The following is an 18,418-nucleotide window of genomic DNA, read 5'->3' on the forward strand; positions in this document are numbered from 1 at the left end:
CTACCCGCAGTCCTCCGGACCATGCGGCGGCGGTCGTCAGGGGGGCGTGACCTCCGGCATGGGTCGAACGGGGCCGGGGCGGGTAGCGCGCCCCCATGGCGATCGGCGAAGACCTGCAGCGGGCGACCGCACCCCTCCGGCGATGGGTGCGCACCCAGGGCAGCGCGTACTCCCCGGACGAGCCCCGTCCGCTGGCGGGGGACCTGGGCGCGATGGGGGTGTACCTCGGCCTGGTGACGGCCGGCGCCGCCGCCGTCCGCGCCTCCGGGCGGGAGCTGCCCGACCGGATCCCGCCGGGGGACGCGGCCCTGCTGGCCGTCGCCACGTTCCGGCTGGCGCGGCGGATCGCCAAGGACCCGGTGACCGCCCCCCTGCGCGCGCCCTTCACCTCCTTCCAGGGCCCGTCGGGGCACGCGGAGGTGGCCGAGGAGGTGCGCGAGCACGGTGGCGTCAAGCACGCGGTGGGCGAGCTGCTCACCTGCCCGTTCTGCCTGGCGCAGTGGGTCGCCACCGGTCTCGTGTTCGGCTACGCGACCGCCCCGAAGGCGACCCGGCTGGCCGCGCTGACGATGACGCTGGTCGCCTCCTCCGACGTCCTGCAGTTCGTCTACGACGCGATCCAGAACGGCGGCCTCGAGCCGGCGCCCAAGGAGGACCCCCAGGGGGTCGAGGCGTAGTCGTTGCCCCGTCCGGGGGAGAGCCGCCCGCGTCGACCTGCCGGAGGCCCGGTACCCGGCCTACGCTGCGGGTTCGGGTACCGGGGGGCGGGAGGAGGCACGGCGTGCCGAGGTCGATCTGGCGGGGTGCGGTCTCCTTCGGGCTGGTCAGCATCGGGGTGAAGCTCTACTCCGCGACGGAGGACAAGGACGTCCGCTTCCACCAGGTGCACGCCACCGACGGCGGCCGGATCAAGTACAAGCGGGTCTGCTCGATCGACGGCGAGGAGGTCGAGTACTCCGAGATCGCGAAGGGCTACGAGCTGCCCGACGGCCAGCTGGTGATCCTGACCGACGAGGACTTCGAGGACCTGCCGCTGTCCAGCCGCCGGGAGATCGACGTCCTGCAGTTCGTCGACGCCGAGGAGATCGACCCGATCCACTTCGAGAAGACCTACTACCTCGAGCCCGACGGCCCGGCGACCCGCCCCTACGTGCTGCTGCGCGACGCGCTGGTCAACGCCGGCCAGGTCGCGATCACCAAGATCGCGCTGCGCCAGCGGGAGTCGCTGGCCGCGCTGCGGGTGCGCGACGACGTCCTGGTCCTGCACACCATGCGCTGGCCGGACGAGATCCGCCGTCCCGACTTCGCGTTCCTCGACGAGGACGTCACCGTCCGGCCGCAGGAGCTGCAGATGGCCGAGGCGCTGATCTCCTCGATGTCGGGGGCCTTCGACCCGACCGAGTTCACCGACGACTACCGCGAGGCCATGACGGCCCTGCTCGAGGCCAAGCAGACCGGCGGCGAGGTGCAGCCGGTCCCGGAGACCGCCGACCCGGGCGCGGCCGTCGTCGACCTGATGAGCGCCCTGCGGCGCAGCGTCGAGAAAGCCCGCGGCGGCAGCGCCGACGACGAGGCGCCGGCGAAGCGCGCCCCCGCCAAGAAGGCCACGGCGCCGCGCAAGGCCGCCGCCGAGGAGAAGGCCCCGGCGAAGAGGACGACCGCCGCGAAGAAGACGGCCGCGGCGAAGACCCCGGCCACGAAGACCCCCGCGGCGAAGAAGACGACCGCGACCGACAAGGCCCCGGCCAAGCGGACCCGCCGCAGCGCCTGAGGTGGCCCGTCCCGACCCGCCGCCGGTGCCCGCGCCGATGCTGGCCACGCCCGGTGAGCTGCCGCCGGCGGCGGAGGACGCCCGCTGGGGCTACGAGTTCAAGTGGGACGGCGTCCGGGCCGTGTCGCTCGTCCACGACGGCCGGCTGGGCCTGTGGGCGCGCAGCCGGACCGACATCACCGTGCGCTACCCCGAGCTGGCGCGGCTGCCCGCCGTCCTCGCCGGCCGCGACGCGGTGCTCGACGGCGAGGTCGTGGCCATGGACGCCCTCGGCCGGCCCGACTTCGGCGCGCTGCAGGGCCGCATGCACCGCACCGGTCCGGAGGTGCGCGGGATGGCCGCGGCGGCGCCGGTGACCTACCTCGTCTTCGACGTGCTGGCCCTCGACGGGGAGGACCTCACCGGCCTGCCCTACGAGCAGCGGCGGGAGCGGCTGGACGACCTGCAGCCGTCGGGGGAGCGGTGGGTGGCCACCCCGTGGTTCCGCGGCGGCGGGGCCGACGTGCACGCCGCCAGCCGGGAGAACGGGCTGGAGGGCGTGGTCGCCAAGCGGCTGGACAGCGTCTACCGCCCCGGGGTGCGCGCCCCGGAGTGGCGCAAGGTCAAGCACCTGCGGATGCAGAGCGTCGTCGTCGGCGGCTGGCGCCCCGGCCAGGGCCGGCGGGCCGGCGGCGTCGGCTCCCTGCTGGTCGGCGTGCACGACGACGACGGACGGCTGGTGTACGCCGGGCACGTGGGCACCGGGTTCACCGACGCCGCGCTGCGGGACCTCGACCCGCTCCTGACGGCGCGGAGCACGTCCCCGTTCGCCGACGCCCTCCCGCGGGAGGTCACCCGCGACGCCCACTGGGTCGAGCCGGAGCTGGTCGGGGAGGTGGCCTTCGCCGGGTGGACCGCCGAGGGTCGGATGCGGCACCCCTCGTGGCGAGGCCTGCGCGACGACCTCGACCCGGAGGACGTGACCGAGGAGTGGCAGGGATGAGCCGGCAGCGGGTGCGGGTGGACGGCCGGCAGCTGGAGGTCTCGAACCTCGAGAAGGTGCTCTTCCCGGAGGTGTCGTTCACCAAGGCGCAGGTGATCGACTACTACGTCCGGATCGCGCCGGTGCTGCTGCCGCACCTGTCCGGCCGGCCGGTCACCTTCACCCGCTGGCCCGACGGGGTGGAGGGGCAGGCGTTCTTCGAGAAGAACAGCGCCCGGCACGCCCCGGACTGGGTGCGCCGGGTGACCATCCCGAGCCCTGGCAGCTCCACGGGCCGCGAGACGCTGGACATGGTCGTGCTGGAGACCGTCGCCGACCTCGCCTGGGCGGCCAACCTCGCGGCGCTGGAGCTGCACGTGCCGCAGTGGCAGGTCGGCAGCAGGCTCCAGCCGACGCTGCCGGACCTGCTCGTCCTGGACCTGGACCCCGGACCCGACACCGGCATCCGCGAGTGCTGCCGGCTGGCCGAGCGGCTGCGGGAGCGCCTGGTCGACGACGGCCTGGACCCGGTCGTGAAGACGTCGGGCTCGAAGGGCATGCAGGTCTACGCCCCCATCCGGGTCACCGACCGCGAGCACCCCAGCCGGTACGCCAAGGCGCTGGCCCAGGAGCTGTCCGCGCAGACCCCCGACGAGGTCGTGTGGCGGATGGAGAAGGTGCTGCGCCCGGGCAAGGTGCTCATCGACTGGAGCCAGAACAACCCGGCGAAGACGACGGTCGCGCCCTACTCGCTGCGCGCCCGGCCCGACGCGACGGTCTCCACCCCGATCGGCTGGGACGAGGTCGACGCGGTCAACGCCGGCGCCGACCCCGGTCTGCTGCGGTTCCGCACCGAGGAGGTGCTGCACCGGGTCGAGGACTACGGCGACCTGTTCGACATCGCCGACCGCACCCGCGCCCGCCTGCCGGATGCCTGAGGACCGTCGGGGACAATCGCCGATCGTGCTGCCTGCCGCCCCTGCCGATCCCGCCACCGCCGACGTCGGCCGCCTCGTGGTGCGCTGCCCCGACCGGCCCGGCATCGTCGCCGTCCTCTCCCGGCTGCTGGCCGACGTCGGGGCCAACATCACCGACTCGCAGCAGCACTCGTCCGACCCCACGGGCGGCACCTTCACCCTGCGCCTGGAGTTCGTCCTCGCCGACCTGGCGCAGCGCCGTCCGCAGCTGGAGGGGGCGCTGGACCTGCTGGCCCGGCAGTGGGAGATGACCTGGCGGCTCACCGAGGCCGCGCACCGGCCGTCGATCGCCGTCTTCGTCAGCAGGACCGACCACGCGCTGCAGGAGCTGATCTACCGGGTGCGCGCCGGCGACCTGCGGGCCGACATCACCGCCGTCGTCTCCAACCACCCGGACCTGGAGCCGGTGGCCCGCGCGGCCGGGATCCCCTTCCACCACGTGCCGGTCACGCCGGCGACCAAGGCCGAGGCAGAGGCGCGTGCCCTGGAGGTCGTCGGGGACGCCGACCTGGTGGTGCTCGCCCGCTACATGCAGATCGTGTCGGCGGACTTCTGCAGCCGGTTCCCCGAGCGGCTGATCAACATCCACCACAGCTTCCTGCCGGCCTTCGTCGGCGCGAACCCGTACCAGGCGGCGCACGACCGCGGCGTGAAGCTCATCGGGGCGACCGCGCACTACGTGACCCCCGAGCTCGACGCCGGCCCGATCATCGAGCAGGAGGTCGCCCGGGTGGACCACCGCGCCACCGTCGAGGACATGCGCCGGGTCGGCCGCTACGTCGAGCGGCAGGTGCTCGCCCAGGCGGTCACCTGGCACGTCGAGGACCGCGTCATCGTCGAGGGCGACCGGACGATCGTCTTCGCGTAGCGGTCAGTCCCCGCGGCGCTTGTCCTGCTCGGCGAGGAACCGCTCGAACTCGTCGGCGATCTCCTCGCCGCTGGGCACCTCGCCGCGGGTGCCGAGCAGCCCGGTGTCGCCGTGGACGGCGGTGAACTCGTCGTACTGCTGCTCCAGCGCCGCGACGACGGCGGTGTTCTCCGGCGAGCGGGCGATCTGCTCGTCGACCTCGGTGCGGTTGGCCTCGGCGGCCTCGCGCAGCGCGTCGGTCGGCAGGTGCAGCCCGGTCAGCCGCGACATGTGCTCCAGCAGCGTCAGGGACGCCGCCGGGTAGGTCGCCTGCGACAGGTAGTGCGGCACGTGGACGCCGAGCCCGTAGGCGTCGACCCCGGCCTCGCCCATGCGGAGCTCCAGCAGCGCGCCGATGCTCCCGGGGATGCGGACCTGCCCCCAGTAGACGGGGTAGCTCTCGATCAGCTGCCGCCGCGTGGCGTGCGCGGTCAGGGTCACCGGCCGGGTGTGCGGCACCGGCATGGGGATCGCGTGCAGGGCGACCACCGACGTGACCCCCAGCCGCTCGACCAGGTCCCGGACGGCGGCGACGAACCGCTCCCAGGCGAAGTCCGGCTCGGCGCCGTGCAGCAGCAGGAACGGCTCGCCGGCGTCGTCCTCCAGCGCGTACAGGACGATCTCGGGCAGCGTGACGTCGGCGTAGCTGTCGCCGGTGAACGTCATCCGCGGCCGGTGCGCGCGGTAGTCGACCAGCGCGTCGGCGTCGAACCGGGCGATCACCTCGTGCGGCAGGCTGGCCAGCAGGTGCGCGCCGGCCAGGGAGCCCGCCCGGGCCGCGTCGAAGTCGCCGGCCAGGTCGTGGACCAGCACCAGCCCGCGGCGGGCCCCGGCCGGGTCGGCGTGCTGGGCCAGCGCGCTCTCCCGCTCCAGGAACGGTCCGGCCGCGGGCAACAGCTCCACGAGGTCCTCAGGTCTGTGCGCCACGTGGTGCTCCTCCTCGAACGACGTCACGACCACCAGCCGCGCGAGCGGTCCGGGCATTCCCACGATCGCGGGGGATCACTCCCCGGCGTCCTCCTCGGGTGCCGGACCGCGGTCCGTGGGCGGGGCCACCGGCTCGGCGGTCATCCGGACGCCGGTCTCGTCGCCGGTGACCTGGGCCCGCATCCCGCCGTCGGTCACCTCGGGTGACTTCCCGTCGAGCTGGTCGCGGGTGTACCGGTAGGTGACGGCGATCAGCGCGGCCACCGGCACGCCGAGGAACGCCCCGGTGATGCCGGCCAGGCTGCTGCCGGCGGTCACGGCGAGGATGACCACCGCGGGGTGCAGGTTGAACCCGCGGCCCTGGATGATCGGCTGCAGCACGTTCCCCTCGATCTGCTGCACGACCAGCACGATGACCAGCACGGCGATCGCGGTGCCGAAGCCCTGGTCCACCAGCGCGACGAGGACGGCGAAGGCGCCGGCCACGAACGCACCGATGATCGGCACGAACGCGGCGAAGAACGTGATCACGGCCAGGGGCAGCACGAGCGGCACGTCGAGGACCCACAGGCCGATGCCGATGAAGAGCGCGTCGATGAAGCCGACGAACGCCTGCTGGCGGATGAACTCCGACAGCGTCGACCAGGCCTTGTCCGACAGGGCCGCGACGTGCGGTGCCGCCCGGCGGCTGGTCTGGGCGGCCAGCCACGGCACCCACCGCGGCCCGTCTTTGAGGAAGAAGAAGACGAGCACGAGCGCCAGGACCAGGTTGATCAGCGCGTTGCCGATCGCCGACGCACCGGTCGCGGCGTACCCGGCGATGTCGCCGGCACGGGACTGCAGCTCGTTGATCGCGTTGTCGACGGCGTCGCCGATCTGCGCCTCGTCGATGTTGAACGGCGGGCCCTGAAGCCACTCCTGGACGTCCTGCAGGCCCCCGCCCACCTGGTCGGCCAGGGTCTCCACCTGGTCGACGACCTGCGGGGCGATGACGGCGATGACGCCGCCGAACACCCCGATGGCACCGAGCAGGACCGTCGCGGCGGCCAGCGCCGGCGGCCAGCCGTGCCGGCGCAGGAAGCGGGTCGGCGGCCAGAGCACGGTCGTGATCAGCAGGCCGAGCACGATGGGCAGCAGGACCACCCAGAGCATGCCGAGGACCTCGCCGAGCACGTACAGCGCCAGCACGATCAGCAGCAGCTCGGCCGAGAAGATGGCCAGCGTGCGGATGCCGCGCTGCAGCTTCGCGCCCCGCTCGTCCGAGGGCGCCGGAGCGGACGTCGCGGCCCCCGGGACGTCGGTGACGGTGGGCGCCGCTTCGGCGGACGGCGCACGTCGGGGCAGCAGCTTCATGCCCGTCATCGCAGCACAGACGGCCCACCCGCACCGGACGACGGGGCTGTGACGTCGCACTACCGTGACCTGCATGCCCCGAGCCGCCACCGCCGACCGGGTCGAGCGCGACGCGCTGCTGACCTTCCTCCGCCCCCGCCACAAGGCCGTTCTGCTCACCCGCCGCGGCTCGGGAGGGCCGCAGCTGTCGCCGGTCACCTGCGGAGTGGACGCCGAGGGCCGGGTCGTGGTCTCCACCTATCCCCAGCGCGCCAAGGTGGCCAACGCCCGCCGCGACCCCGCCGTCTCGCTGTGCGTCCTGTCCGACGACTGGGACGGGCCCTGGGTGCAGCTGGACGGGACGGCGGAGGTGCTGGACCTGCCCGAGGCGCTGGAGCCGCTCGTCGAGTACTTCCGGTCGATCAGCGGCGAGCACCCCGACTGGGACGAGTACCGGGCCGCGATGGCGAAGCAGGGCAAGTCGCTGCTGCGGATCACCGTCGACGCGTGGGGGCCGATCGCCACGGGCGGTTTCCCCGCCGAGGTGCTCGACAAGCTCTGAGGCCTGCCGCACGCTGCGCAGCGTGCCGTTCGTGCTCAGCGTCGCCGGCGAGGAGGACGTCGTCCTGGCCGACGCCGGGGGCGTCGTCGAGGCGGTGCTGCGCCTGGTGCGGGCGGGCCGGCGGCCGATCGGCGTCGGCGCGGGGCTCCTGAGCGGGGCCCCCGGCCGCGGTGGGCCGGCCGTGCTCGCCGCGTCCCGCGCTCTGGTGGTGGCCGCCCGCCGTCCCGGCCGGGTCGCCGTCCGCGGGCCGCAGCCGGCGGAGGCGCAGGACGCCGAGGCGGTGCTCTCCGCGCTCGCGGTCCTGGTGGCGCGCCGCAGCGCCGCGGCGTGGGCCGCGGTCGACCTGCTCGTCGCCGGCCGCACCCAGGCCGCGGCGGCCGCGGAGCTGGGCGTGAGCCGGCAGGCGGTGGGGCAGCGGCTGACCGCCGGCGGCTGGGACCTCGAGCGCGACCTGCGCCCCACCGCCACGCGCCTGCTGGCCCGCGCCGAGGCCTGAGTGGGGGCCGCCACCGAGCGGGGTGATCATCGGGCGGCGAGAATGGGCGGGTCCGTGTCCGGCCGCCCCCTGGAGGCCCCGTGTCCGAGCCCACTCCCACCGGGTCCGCCGCCTCCGGCGGGCTCCGCAACGCCGAGCTGCTCGGGATCTACGTCAACGACCACCTCGCGGCCGCGACCGGTGGGGTGGAGCTGGTCTCGCGGATGCTGTCGCGGCACAGCGGCACGCCGTACGAGCCGAAGCTCGAGCAGCTGCTCGACGAGCTGCGGGAGGAGCGGTCGGCGCACGTCGCCATGGCCGGTGCGCTGGGCATCCCGGTGCGCGCCTACAAGCAGCTGGGCACCTGGGTGGCCGAGAAGCTGTCGCGGGCCAAGCTCAACGGCCGGCTGTTCTCCCGCTCGCCGCTCAGCGACCTGGTCGAGTTCGAGTTCATCGCGACCGCCGTCCTGGCCAAGCGCGCCGGCTTCGAGACGCTGCTCGAACTCGCCGCCGTCGAGCCGCGCCTGGACCGCGCGCTGCTGGAGCGCCTGGTCGCCCAGGCCGACGACCAGCACAAGTGGCTGGCCGACGCTCGCCGGGAGGTCGCCGCGCGCGTCTTCGGCGGTGCCCCCGGGGCGGCCGACGCCGCCGCCGACACCTGAGCTGCCCGGACGTCGGGCGGCTGGTAGGCAGAGGGCATGTGCCACGACACCGACAGCCGCCCGCCCGCTCCGCCGTCGGCCGGTGAGGTCGCCGAGCGGGGTCTGCTGACGCTGACCTCCGCGGACGGTACGGAGTTCGACGCCGCGTACGCCGCGCCCGCGGGCGAGGCCCGCGCCGGGGTGGTCGTGCTGCCGGACGTCCGGGGCCTGCACCCGTACTACGTGGCCCTGGCCGAGCGCTTCGCCGAGGCCGGGTTCCCCGCGGTGGCGGTCGACTACTACGCGCGCACCGCTGGCCGGGCCGGGCACGGGACGCGCGACCAGGACTTCGACTGGAAGACCCACATGGCGCAGGCCACCGCGGAGGGGATCGACGGCGACACCGCCGCGGCCGCCGCCTACCTGCGGGAGCGCACGCGGGCCGACCTCCCCGTCGTGACCGTGGGCTTCTGCTTCGGCGGCAGCAACGCCTGGCGGCAGGCAGAGGGTGCGCTGCCACTGGCGGGCACGGTCGGGTTCTACGGCCGACCGCAGATGGTGGGGGAGTCCGCCGGGAAGGCCCGCCTGCCCGTGCTGATGCTCATCGCGGGGGACGACGCCGCCACGCCCGTCGCCGACCAGCTCGAGCTGGCCGAGGCGATGCGCGCGGCCGGGGCGGAGGTGGAGACGGCCGTCTACGACGGGGCGCCGCACTCGTTCTTCGACCGCGCGGCCGACGAGTGGGCCGAGGCCTCGGCCGACGCCTGGCGCCGCATCCTGGCGCTGCTCGACCGGATCGCGCCGGACCGGGCGGCGTGACCTCGGCCGGGATCGACCCCGAGGTCCTCGAGCTGGCCCACCGGGTCTTCGACCTGGCCCGCGGCGGCGCGACCGAGGAGCTGGCGGCCTACGTGGATGCGGGGGTGCCCGCGAACCTGACCAACGACAAGGGCGACACGCTCCTGATCCTCGCGGCCTACCACGCCCACGCGGAGACCGTCGCGGCCCTGCTCGCCCGCGGCGCCGACCACGCCCGGGTGAACGACCGGGGGCAGACGGCGCTGGCCGCCGCGGTCTTCCGGCAGTGCACCGACGCCGTCCGCGCCCTCCTCGACGCCGGTGCCGACCCCGACGGCGGCGGCCCGAGCGCCCGCGACACCGCCGCCTTCTTCGTGCTCCCGGAGATGACCGCGCTGTTGGAGGCTCCGAGGAGCTGAGCGCACGACCGGGGCGTGACACCCTGGGGCAGGGGCGCGGCGCTGGCCGCACGGGGGAGAGCGGAGAGCAGATGGTGGCCCGATCGGAGCTGCCGGAGGGGGCGTCCGTCGCCGTCCCCGCCCGCCGGGCCGGCGACCCGACGTCCGACGCCGTGGAGCCCGACGGAGTCGTGGCGGTCGTCGAGGCCGTCGCGGCGCCCGAGGTCGCCGAGGAGGTCTCGGCGGAGGTCGCCAAGGCCGCCGAGGTGCAGGAGACCCGGGGCGCTCCAGAACCTCCCGGCGGACTGCCGCGCTGGCTGGTCCTGCTCGTCGGCGGCGCGGCCGCCACCATCGCGCTGAGTGGTGTCCGCACCCTGGCCTGGCTGATCGGGCCGGTGCTGCTCGCGCTGGTCATCGTGGTCGCGCTGATGCCGGTGCAGCGGTGGCTGCTGCGGCACGGCTGCCCGCGGTGGATCAGCGCCACGGTGCTGCTGCTGCTGGTGTGGTCGATCCTGCTGTCGTTCGTGGCGCTGCTGGTCGTCTCCGTCGCCCAGCTGGCGGACCTGTTGCCCGACTACGCCCCCGAGTTCAACGCCCTGCTGCAGTCGGTGCAGGACGACCTCAACGACGCCGGCGTGGTGTCCGGCCAGATCAGCGATCTGGTCTCGGAGATCGACTACGGCCAGCTGGTCGGCGTCGCCACCGGCCTGCTCTCCAGCCTCACCGAGGCCGCCTCCACCCTGCTGCTGCTGCTCTCGGCCCTGGTCTTCCTCGCCATCGAGTCCGGCGGCTTCGGTCGGCGCCTGGCGCTGATCGCCGCCGAGCGCCCGCACCTGCTCATCGCGATGGGGCTGTTCGCCCGCGGCACCCGCAGCTACCTGCTGGTCAGCACCGTGTTCGGGTTCTTCGTGGCGGTCGGGGACACGATCGCCCTCGCGATCATCGGCGTGCCGCTGCCGCTGCTGTGGGGCCTGCTCTCGTTCATCACCAACTACGTGCCCAACATCGGCTTCGTGCTCGGGCTGCTGCCACCGGCCCTGCTGGCGCTGCTGGACGGCGGCTGGTCGGACATGTGGGCCGTCGTCATCGTCTACTCGGTGCTGAACTTCGTCATCCAGACGCTGATCCAGCCCCGCTTCGTCGGTGACTCCGTCGGGCTGTCCATGACCGTCACGTTCGTGGCCCTGCTGTTCTGGGGCTGGGCGCTGGGCGCGCTGGGCGCGCTGCTGGCGATCCCGTTGACCCTGCTGGTCAAGGCGTTGCTCGTGGACGTCGACCCGCGCGGCCACTGGCTGGACGCACTGCTGCGCGAGGAACCCCGGGCGCCGCGGACCAGCCGGGCCCGCCAGCGCGCCCAGGCCCGTCGCGCGGCCCTCGCGTCGGTCCGCGCGCTGCACGTGCCCCGGCCGCACGTCCCGCGTCCGCACCGCCGTTCGCAGAGCGCCGGCGTCGGTGCCGGACCCGATGTCGAGGCCGGCGTCCAGGGCGCTGACCAGGACTGATCCGGAATGCGGCCGCTCCTGCCGGCGTTGTCCAGACGTCGAGAGGAGCACCCATGAAGGGCGATCGGGTCGAGGTCGTGATCGACGCCGGCGGCATTACCCGCACGTACGAGATCGAGGCCACCCGGGCGGGCCGCCGGGTGGACGTGACCCACGGCCGCGGCGTCGTGGAGGTCACCGAGAGCACCCGCGGCGGCACCCCGGTGCGCACCGCGCGGTTCATGGCCGGCCGGGTCCTGGCCCTGGTCGAGCACCCGGCCCCGCGGCCGGCGCTTGAGGACGACGCCGCGGTGACCCGGCTGCGGAGGAGCGCCTGAGCGGACCGGCCCAGGAGCTGGTCGTGATGGTCGGCCTCCAGGGTGCCGGCAAGACCACCTGGGTGGCCGGCCACCTGGCCGGCACGCACGAGGTGGTCAGCAAGGACCGGTGGCCCAGGGCCCGCCGGCGCGAGGCGCGCCAGCAGCGGGTGGTCGCCGAACTGCTGTCCGCCGGCCGCAGCGTGGTGGTCGACAACACCAACCCGTCCCCGGCCGAGCGCGAGCCCCTCGTGGCCGCGGCCCGCGCCGCCGGCGTGCCCGTCCGCGCCGTGTGGGTGGACACCCCGCCGAGCGTCGCGGCGGACCGGAACGCCGCCCGCACGGGGACGGCCCGGGTCCCCGAGGTCGGCCTCGCCGCCACCCGCGCACGCTTCGCGCCGCCGACCGCGGCGGAGGGGTTCGACCGGGTGGACGTCGTCCGACACGCCCCCGACCGGGGTGCGCCCGCGTCGCCGCGGGGGCCGGTGCGGTAGACACATGGGGCCGCGTCCCCGTCCTGGAGGTCCCCGCCCCATGCTGGCCAGCATCGGCTACGCCGTCGCCTACACCGGCGTGGGCATCGCGCTGCTCGTCCTGGGCTTCTTCGCCCTCGACCTGCTCACCCCGGGGCACCTGGGGCGGCACATCTACGAGCACCGCTCCATCAACGCGGCGATCACCCTGGCCGCGGGATTCCTCGGCCAGGGCGCGATCGCCTTCGCCAGCATCTGGACCAACGCGACCAGCGGCTTCGGCGAGGCGCTGGGCTACACCGTCGTCTTCGGTGTCCTGGGGGTGCTGCTGCAGGCCGTGGCCTTCGTGGTGCTCGACCTCGTGACCCCCGGACGGCTGGGTGTCCACCTGACCGAGCCGCAGTTCCACCCGGCGAGCCTGGTGAGCGCCGCGGCGCAGCTGTCGGTGGCCGCGATCATCGTCGCCAGCATCTGGCCCTGACGCGGCGACCGTCCCCGGCCGGCGAGCTCGGGAGCGGGGACGAGCAGCGACCTCCTCAGCGAGGAGCGCCCTCCAGCAGTGCAGTCATGTCGGGCAGGCCGAAGTAGAACGCGGTGGCGCGGGCGCTCGGCCCGCCGGCGTCCGGGTCGGCGCCGGCGACCAGCAACTGACGGACCGTCTCGGCCGACTGGCGGAAGACGGCGAGGCCCAGTGCCGTCTGGCCGCGATCGTTCACAGCGGAGTGGTCAGCCCCGCGTGCGAGCAGGAGGGCGACGGTCCCGGCATGCCCCTGAGCCGCCGCGATCATGAGCAGACTGTCGCCGTCGTCGTTCCTCGTGTCCACGGAGGCGCCGGCATCCAGCCGTGCGGCCAGGCGCTCGGCATCTCCCACGCGCGCCAGCTCGTGCAGCGTCGCGGTGGAGCGCTCCGTCGGACGCGTCTCAGATCCGGGTCGCCGGTCGTCGGTGCCCGTCGTCGCGATCGGTGCCCGGCCGTCCCGGCGGGGAACCCCGGCGCTCGCGGGGTCCGACACCAGCGAGCGCCAGCGCCGAACCGGCCGCTCGACCCCGACGTACACCAACGCGGCCACGGCGACGGAGGCCAGCCACACGATCGGGGCGACCAGCCAGAGGTCTCCCGTGAAGATCGTGGCGTCCAGGGTGTCGTACAGACCCACCAGCACCAGGAGGTGGAACAGGAAGAGCCCGTAGGAGATCTCACCCAGGTACCGGGCCGGCTTGCTCGACAGGGCCCGGCGTACCGGACCCTCGTGAGGGCCGGCCAGTACGAGGGGGAGCACCATCAGCAGCGCGGTCCCCATGTACAGGAGGCTCCGGGTCACCGCCTCGACCGGCGTCGACACGCCGAAGCTGTAGGGGCCGGCCAGCGGAGTGCACGCGAGACCGAACAGGACTGCGGCGGCGGCCCAGCAGAGGCCGAGGTTGGACCCCAGCCGCCGGGCGAGCCGGACGGGGCCCCACTCGGTGTCGCTGACGCTGAGGAGCGCGAGGGTCATGCCGCCGGCGAACCACCCGGCGAAGGCCGGGAGCCACAGGTTGGTGGGCACGAACTCCACGTCCCCCATCCAGACCCCGTAGAGGTACGCCGCTCCGGCGACGGTGAGGACGCCGAGGCCGACGAGCGTCGGCCACGGCCGCAGGCCGTGCCTGCGGGACATGCTCAGGAGGACGAAGGCGAGGAACGGCAGCACGAGGTAGAAGGCGGCCTCGACGCACAAGCTCCAGGTGTGCTCGAGACCCACGGAGAAGCCGCCGTCGTCGTAGATGTGCGCCAGCGCCAGATTGCGCACCCAGGTGCTGCGGTCCGCACCGTCGTTCGCCGGCAGGAGGATCAGCGCCGCGGCGACGGCGAGCCAGTAGGGGGGGAGGATCCGCAGCGCCCGCCGCCAGAGGTACGCGCCTGCGCTCGGGGCGCGTTCTCCCCGCGTCGCAGCGTGGGCGAAGGGGCGGAAGAGCAGGAAGCCGGACAACACGAAGAACACCGCGACACCGACGTCGAGGTGGGCGAGCACACGGCCGACCGCGTCGCCGGTGTGGTCGCCGGTCCAGAAGGCGGCATGGGTGACGACGACGGTCGTGGCGGCCAGTGCGCGGATACCGTCGAGGGCGGGGAACGCGCGTTCGGTGGCTCCGAGCGCCCCACCGTCCAGCGATGCCGATGCCGTCATCGAACCCTCCGTCCACCAGGCCCGCCCCGTACGGGCCGGGACGCAGGGTAACCAGTCAGGGGCCCCAGCGGAACCGCAGGAGCCGGTGCTGAGGCGGGGGATCGTCGCCAGGTCACGCTGCGTGTCCTTCCCTCGCCCTCTCCCGGCTGCGTGGTCATCCTGGGAGGGGGACGCGGAGGAAGCGGGGCCGGTACAGCCGCGGGTCGTCGAGGACGGTCCCCAGGTCCGTGTTGTTGCGGCTGTAGGACACCACCACCGACCCCGGCTCGGGCAGCAGGGCCGGGTGGGCGAGAGCCATGTACTGCAGCGTCCCGGTCGCTCCGTCGGAGGGGATCTGCGCCACCGTGGAGGCCACCGAGAAGGGACCGGTGGGTGCGGGCGCGGACCAGATCGTCATGTCCGTGCCCAGGACCTCGCCCCGCTTGCTGACCGCGTACCAGCGTCCACCCGCCTCGAAGACGCTGAGGGTCTGGGAGACACCTCCCCAGGCGTGGATCAACTCGACCGCCGCACTGGGATCGGTCTGCCAGTCGCTGCCGTCCCAGTACTCCCATTGCTCCTGGTCCACGAGGGCGGCCGGCCGGGTGCGCGCCACCTGCAGGGAGAAGCCGTACGTCCCCGTCGGCGGTCGGGCGGTTCCGTAGAGGTACAGCCAGCCGTCCGCGGCGGCGGTCGCGGCACCCCAGACGGGCCGGGTGGTGTCGGCGACGTCCGGCCCCAGGTCCCGGACGCCGAGCAGGCGTGGCGGGTCGCCCGCCGGCACGGCGAAGAACGCGACCGACGGGCCGAGGATCTCGAAGGCGAACACGCCGTCGGCCTCGGCATCGGTCGACCGCACCCGCTGAGCCGTCACCGCGAGGAGGTCCCGGCCCGCGTAGACCGCGGACATGGGCCAGTAGCCGACGTCCCCGCGGTCGGGGATGACGGCTCCACCGTGGTCGGACGGGACCACGCGAGCACACCAGCCGTCGAACAGCAGCATCGAGTTGCGGATCAGCTGCCGGCCGCTGAAGGGTGCGCTCCGGAGCGTGTCGGCGAAGACGAACAGGTCGCGACCGTCCCTCAGCTCCACGCTCGCACCGACGTCCCCGCCCTGGAACAGCGGGGTGTGCAGGACGTCGGTCATGAAGGTGTCGAGCTCCTCGACCGTGTTGAGGGAGCCGGTGTACAGGCACGCGCTCTCCCGGCCACCGGAGGTCACGGCGGGGACCAGGGCGAGCGTGAGGAGCAGGACGCTCCCGGTGACCGCCAGGAGCGTCCGGGCCCGCGAGATCGAGGACATCGGCGCTCCTGTCCGGTGTCGGCGTCACCGGCGTCGTGTCGGTGGCTGACGCGTGGACGACCGCCGGGACGGGCCCGGCGGTCGCCCGCATCGGTCAGGCGGTGTCGAGGCCCAGCTGGGCGAGGGCCCGCTCCGGTGCCAGCGGAGCTGCGGGTCCGGCCAGCATGAGCCGGTTGTCCACCAACTGGAGGGAGTCCGCCTGCATCCCCACACGGCGCAGCACGGCCGTGGCGGCGGGTTCGTCGCACCCGTTCAGCATCACGGCGGTCCGGTCGCCGAAGTGCACGACCTCGTCGACGGTGCGCAGCCGTGCCTGCACGTCGGGTTGCCGCTGGTCGGACACGGCGAGGACCGCGATGTCCGACCGTGCCTCCCGATGCTCGACGGACGAAGCCGGTGCGGACTCCCGCATCCGGGCCATCTCGCTGTGGAGGATGCCGGCCAGCAGGTTGGCGCTGCGGTCCCAAGAGAAGCACCCCGCCCAGGTCCGGCAGGTGTCGGCGACCGCCTCGGCCCGCACGGGGTCACGCAGCTCGTTCAGCGCGCGGACCAGCGCCGAACCGAGGTGGCGTGCGTCGTCCACGAGCCAGCCGGTCTCACCGTCGAGCACCGAGTCGCGGACCCCGGGGACCCGGAGCGCCAGGCAGGGGACGCCCCAGGCCGCCGCCTCGAGGATCGTGCACCCCCACCCCTCCGCCTGCGAGGTGGAGGTCGTCAGCCAGGCGCTCGCGAGCAGCTGGTCCCGGGCCTCGTTCGACACCCGCCCGTGGAACGTCACGGTCGAGTGCAGGTCGAGTTCGTGCACGAGGCTCTGCAGGCGGGCCCGGTCCGGCCCGTCCCCCACGATCTCCACGCGCAGCCCCGGCACCTGATCGGCGACCATGCCCAGATGACCGAGCAGGAGGTCGATGCGCTTGTGCGGTACCAGGCGGCTGACCACGACGATGGTCGGATCGGGGGCGCGGAGCGTGGTGTCCGCCGGGAGGGGGACCGTCCCGTTGGGGACGACGAAGATCGGGCCCCGGTAGCCGAGCCGGGAGCGCAACTCGTGACGGGTCGACGGGGACACGGCGGCGATCGGCCGTCGGCCGTACACCCGGCGCGCCGCCGGCCCCTCCAGCCACCGCCCCAGGGCGGCCATCGGCGCGGAGAAGTGCGTGGAGAACTGGTCCTGGTGCACGTGGTGGACGATCTGCACGATCGGCGCACGGCGGCCGGCGAACAGCGGCGAGAAGAACGGCGTGCCGTTCTGGCAGTCCACGATCGCGTCGAAGTGACCTCGTAGCCTCAGCAGGCGGGCCGCGACCCGCGGGTACACCGACAGCTCCCCGCCGGCACGCACGACGTGCATCCCGTCCAGCCGGTCGCGCGCGGGCTGACCGGGCACAGCCGCCGTGAGCCAGGTGACGTGGGCGCCGGAGGCGACCCATCGCTTGCCGATCTCGTGCATGTACTGCTCGGCGCCTCCGGCGAGAGGATGGCGGACGTCCCGCCAGTTGAGGACGAGCAGGCGCATGCCGCGCAGGGCGGCCGAGTGGTCGCTCACGAGGCGCGGCCGATCGCGCAGCGCTGCAGCTGGAGGACGGTGCGGAACGCGGACATGCCGTCCTTCAGGGGCGAGAACGAGGATCCGCTCGCGTGACTCCAGGCCACCGGGACCTCGACGATGTCCAGACCGGCCTCCTGCAGGTGGCGGAGTAGCTCGACGTCGAAGGCGAAACCGGAGGTCCGACAGCTGACCAGCGCAGGGACGATCGCGGCGCGCTCGAAGAACTTGAAGCCGCACTGCGTGTCCTGGACGCCCTTGACCAGGCTGCGGGTCATCAGCCGGAACGCTGCCCCACCCAGTCGCCTGCTCGCCGGCTGCGCGTGCACGAACTGCGCCCCGGCGGTGTACCGGGACCCCACCACGGCGGCAGCACCTGCCTCGAGGTGCTGCATCGCGATGGACAGGGTCTCCACCGGCGTGGCGAGGTCTGCGTCGAAGAAGCCCACGAACCGGGCACGGCTGTGCAGCAGGGCCCGGCGGACCGCGGCGCCCTTGCCCGGCCGTGCGCAGCCCACCAGCTCGACGGGAACCTTGCTGCCGGACGTGCGGATGTGGGCTCGGACGACGTCGGCCGTCCCGTCGGAACTGCCGTTGTCGACCACCACCAGGCGTGCGCTCCACGGCTGCTGCGCCAGGAACTCCACGGTGCGCTCCAGGGTGCGCGGCAGTCGGCCGGCCTCGTTGTACGCCGGGATGGACACCTCGAGGTCGACCGGTCGGGCGGCGCGGGCCGACGGCTGCTCGGAGCGCGACACGGTGGACGTCGCCCGGCCGCCGTGCACGGGGACCAGGACCGGACGCCTGAGCGGGGCCCGGACGTCCATGGCTATGTCGCCCGGGGGTGCGCTTCTAGTCATGTGACGGTTCCTCCGTGCAGGGGTCGGGGGCTGTCAACGACGGACGAGGAGCCATGACGCGCTCCGGTGGTGTCGGCGGGCCGGCGCCGTGCTGCCCGCGGTCGTGCCGGACGCAGGGTGAGGCCGGGGTCGCACGGTGCGACCTGCGGGACGGAATGGTGCGGCCGGAAGAGTCGGGGCGCCAATCGGGGGATCCGCAGCACTCCAGCGCACGTCCCCCGCCTCCTCAGCTGTCGGGGACGAATGAGGAAAGCGGCCCCCGTGGTCGCGAGGCCGTTAATATGAGGCGCGTCTCATGCCCGGGTCAACCCCTGGCCTGCAGCGATGTCACGCCGGTCGTTCTCGCTGCCCCGTTCCGGCTCCCGAGCGTCCCGCCGGCGGCCCGGTCGTTCGCCGCCGATCCGGCGGGCACGCGGCCCTGCGTCGAGCTGGCCGGTCGGGCCACGACGCCCTCGCGACCGCCCCGCGAGGGTCCTGCGACGGCCCGTCCCGCCGCCGCCGTGGTCCCCCCGGCGCCCGCGCGGAGGCAGAAGTATGGTGAC

At 74.0% G+C, this 18,418-nt stretch carries 20 protein-coding genes; 14 read left to right on the plus strand and 6 right to left on the minus strand.

The genetic code is table 11. From position 1 onward, the window contains the following. Positions 1-95: 95 nt before the first annotated feature. The 5 genes from DQ240_RS01295 (at position 96) to purU (ending at position 4,577) form a co-directional block, all read left to right on the plus strand. Positions 96-677, plus strand: coding sequence for a DUF1360 domain-containing protein (locus DQ240_RS01295; protein WP_113837814.1), 582 nt, complete (start codon positions 96-98; stop codon positions 675-677). A gap of 104 nt (positions 678-781) precedes the next feature. Continuing rightward, positions 782-1,771: a Ku protein gene (locus tag DQ240_RS01300; RefSeq protein WP_113837815.1), complete on the plus strand. Its 990-nt coding sequence runs from the start codon at positions 782-784 to the stop codon at positions 1,769-1,771. Between the two features lies 1 nt (position 1,772). Continuing rightward, positions 1,773-2,753 carry a non-homologous end-joining DNA ligase gene (gene ligD, locus DQ240_RS01305; RefSeq protein WP_233498394.1) on the plus strand — a complete coding sequence of 327 codons (981 nt, stop codon included), beginning with the start codon at positions 1,773-1,775 and terminating at the stop codon, positions 2,751-2,753. Next, positions 2,750-3,670 carry a non-homologous end-joining DNA ligase gene (gene ligD / locus DQ240_RS01310; RefSeq protein WP_113837816.1) on the plus strand — a complete coding sequence of 307 codons (921 nt, stop codon included), beginning with the start codon at positions 2,750-2,752 and terminating at the stop codon, positions 3,668-3,670. Before ligD (DQ240_RS01305) ends, ligD (DQ240_RS01310) begins: the two co-directional genes overlap by 4 nt. 25 nt (positions 3,671-3,695) lie before the next feature. Continuing rightward, the gene (gene purU / locus DQ240_RS01315; protein WP_233498395.1) at positions 3,696-4,577 is read left to right on the plus strand and encodes a formyltetrahydrofolate deformylase; all 882 of its coding nucleotides are present in this window, start codon (positions 3,696-3,698) and stop codon (positions 4,575-4,577) included. A gap of 3 nt (positions 4,578-4,580) precedes the next feature. Here the strand turns inward: purU and DQ240_RS01320 are convergent, their stop codons facing one another. Continuing rightward, positions 4,581-5,600 (minus strand): proteasome assembly chaperone family protein, encoded by a 1,020-nt coding sequence (locus DQ240_RS01320; RefSeq protein WP_233498396.1) that lies wholly within the window; start codon positions 5,598-5,600, stop codon positions 4,581-4,583. Positions 5,601-5,618: 18 nt separating this feature from the next. Next, entirely contained in the window at positions 5,619-6,896 is a 1,278-nt protein-coding gene (locus DQ240_RS01325; RefSeq protein WP_233498397.1) for an AI-2E family transporter, read from the minus strand. A 73-nt stretch (positions 6,897-6,969) separates the two neighbouring features. On the opposite strand from DQ240_RS01325, the gene DQ240_RS01330 reads away from it, so the two are divergent. From DQ240_RS01330 to DQ240_RS01370, 9 genes are all read left to right on the plus strand, one after another. After that, positions 6,970-7,437 (plus strand): PPOX class F420-dependent oxidoreductase, encoded by a 468-nt coding sequence (locus DQ240_RS01330; protein ID WP_113837819.1) that lies wholly within the window; start codon positions 6,970-6,972, stop codon positions 7,435-7,437. A 22-nt stretch (positions 7,438-7,459) separates the two neighbouring features. Then, positions 7,460-7,933 carry a hypothetical protein gene (locus tag DQ240_RS01335; protein ID WP_113837820.1) on the plus strand — a complete coding sequence of 158 codons (474 nt, stop codon included), beginning with the start codon at positions 7,460-7,462 and terminating at the stop codon, positions 7,931-7,933. 80 nt (positions 7,934-8,013) lie between these two features. Further along, on the plus strand, positions 8,014-8,574 hold the full coding sequence (locus DQ240_RS01340) for a hypothetical protein (RefSeq protein WP_113837821.1): 561 nt from the start codon (positions 8,014-8,016) through the stop codon (positions 8,572-8,574). A 36-nt stretch (positions 8,575-8,610) separates the two neighbouring features. Next, positions 8,611-9,372, plus strand: a complete 762-nt coding sequence (locus DQ240_RS01345; RefSeq protein ID WP_113837822.1) for a dienelactone hydrolase family protein — start codon at positions 8,611-8,613, stop codon at positions 9,370-9,372. Further along, positions 9,369-9,770: an ankyrin repeat domain-containing protein gene (locus DQ240_RS01350; protein WP_199588962.1), complete on the plus strand. Its 402-nt coding sequence runs from the start codon at positions 9,369-9,371 to the stop codon at positions 9,768-9,770. Before DQ240_RS01345 ends, DQ240_RS01350 begins: the two co-directional genes overlap by 4 nt. Before the next feature lie 71 nt (positions 9,771-9,841). Beyond that, a complete protein-coding gene (locus DQ240_RS01355) occupies positions 9,842-11,251 on the plus strand; it encodes an AI-2E family transporter (protein ID WP_233498398.1) in 1,410 nt (469 codons plus the stop codon). A gap of 53 nt (positions 11,252-11,304) precedes the next feature. After that, entirely contained in the window at positions 11,305-11,568 is a 264-nt protein-coding gene (locus DQ240_RS01360; protein ID WP_113837823.1) for a hypothetical protein, read from the plus strand. A 26-nt stretch (positions 11,569-11,594) separates the two neighbouring features. Beyond that, a complete protein-coding gene (locus DQ240_RS01365; RefSeq protein WP_113837990.1) occupies positions 11,595-12,041 on the plus strand; it encodes an ATP-binding protein in 447 nt (148 codons plus the stop codon). A 40-nt stretch (positions 12,042-12,081) separates the two neighbouring features. After that, positions 12,082-12,501 (plus strand): DUF350 domain-containing protein, encoded by a 420-nt coding sequence (locus DQ240_RS01370; protein ID WP_113837824.1) that lies wholly within the window; start codon positions 12,082-12,084, stop codon positions 12,499-12,501. A 55-nt stretch (positions 12,502-12,556) separates the two neighbouring features. Here the strand turns inward: DQ240_RS01370 and DQ240_RS01375 are convergent, their stop codons facing one another. The 4 genes from DQ240_RS01375 to DQ240_RS01390 form a co-directional block, all read right to left on the minus strand. Further along, on the minus strand, positions 12,557-14,188 hold the full coding sequence (locus tag DQ240_RS01375) for an acyltransferase family protein (RefSeq protein ID WP_113837825.1): 1,632 nt from the start codon (positions 14,186-14,188) through the stop codon (positions 12,557-12,559). 154 nt (positions 14,189-14,342) lie between these two features. Next, entirely contained in the window at positions 14,343-15,470 is a 1,128-nt protein-coding gene (locus DQ240_RS01380; protein ID WP_113837826.1) for a DUF4185 domain-containing protein, read from the minus strand. 94 nt (positions 15,471-15,564) lie between these two features. Then, positions 15,565-17,016 carry a glycosyltransferase family 4 protein gene (locus DQ240_RS01385; RefSeq protein WP_233498399.1) on the minus strand — a complete coding sequence of 484 codons (1,452 nt, stop codon included), beginning with the start codon at positions 17,014-17,016 and terminating at the stop codon, positions 15,565-15,567. Further along, a complete protein-coding gene (locus DQ240_RS01390; protein WP_113837827.1) occupies positions 17,013-17,843 on the minus strand; it encodes a glycosyltransferase in 831 nt (276 codons plus the stop codon). The genes DQ240_RS01385 and DQ240_RS01390 overlap by 4 nt, the downstream gene beginning before the upstream one ends. Between the last annotated feature and the right edge of the window lie 575 nt (positions 17,844-18,418).

Origin of the sequence: Blastococcus sp. TF02A-26, assembly GCF_003319125.1 — a bacterium.
Taxonomy (GTDB): domain Bacteria; phylum Actinomycetota; class Actinomycetes; order Mycobacteriales; family Geodermatophilaceae; genus Trujillonella.

Coding starts and splice junctions, on each gene's coding strand:
- DQ240_RS01360 (WP_113837823.1), top strand. CDS start 11,305: ATGAAGGGCGATCGGGTCGAGGTCGTGATCGACGCCGGCGGCATTACC.
- DQ240_RS01370 (WP_113837824.1), top strand. CDS start 12,082: ATGCTGGCCAGCATCGGCTACGCCGTCGCCTACACCGGCGTGGGCATC.
- DQ240_RS01295 (WP_113837814.1), top strand. CDS start 96: ATGGCGATCGGCGAAGACCTGCAGCGGGCGACCGCACCCCTCCGGCGA.
- DQ240_RS01325 (WP_233498397.1), bottom strand. CDS start 6,896: ATGAAGCTGCTGCCCCGACGTGCGCCGTCCGCCGAAGCGGCGCCCACC.
- DQ240_RS01380 (WP_113837826.1), bottom strand. CDS start 15,470: ATGTCCTCGATCTCGCGGGCCCGGACGCTCCTGGCGGTCACCGGGAGC.
- DQ240_RS01330 (WP_113837819.1), top strand. CDS start 6,970: ATGCCCCGAGCCGCCACCGCCGACCGGGTCGAGCGCGACGCGCTGCTG.
- DQ240_RS01355 (WP_233498398.1), top strand. CDS start 9,842: ATGGTGGCCCGATCGGAGCTGCCGGAGGGGGCGTCCGTCGCCGTCCCC.
- ligD (WP_113837816.1), top strand. CDS start 2,750: ATGAGCCGGCAGCGGGTGCGGGTGGACGGCCGGCAGCTGGAGGTCTCG.
- DQ240_RS01345 (WP_113837822.1), top strand. CDS start 8,611: ATGTGCCACGACACCGACAGCCGCCCGCCCGCTCCGCCGTCGGCCGGT.
- DQ240_RS01390 (WP_113837827.1), bottom strand. CDS start 17,843: ATGGACGTCCGGGCCCCGCTCAGGCGTCCGGTCCTGGTCCCCGTGCAC.
- DQ240_RS01320 (WP_233498396.1), bottom strand. CDS start 5,600: ATGCCCGGACCGCTCGCGCGGCTGGTGGTCGTGACGTCGTTCGAGGAG.
- DQ240_RS01365 (WP_113837990.1), top strand. CDS start 11,595: ATGGTCGGCCTCCAGGGTGCCGGCAAGACCACCTGGGTGGCCGGCCAC.
- DQ240_RS01375 (WP_113837825.1), bottom strand. CDS start 14,188: ATGACGGCATCGGCATCGCTGGACGGTGGGGCGCTCGGAGCCACCGAA.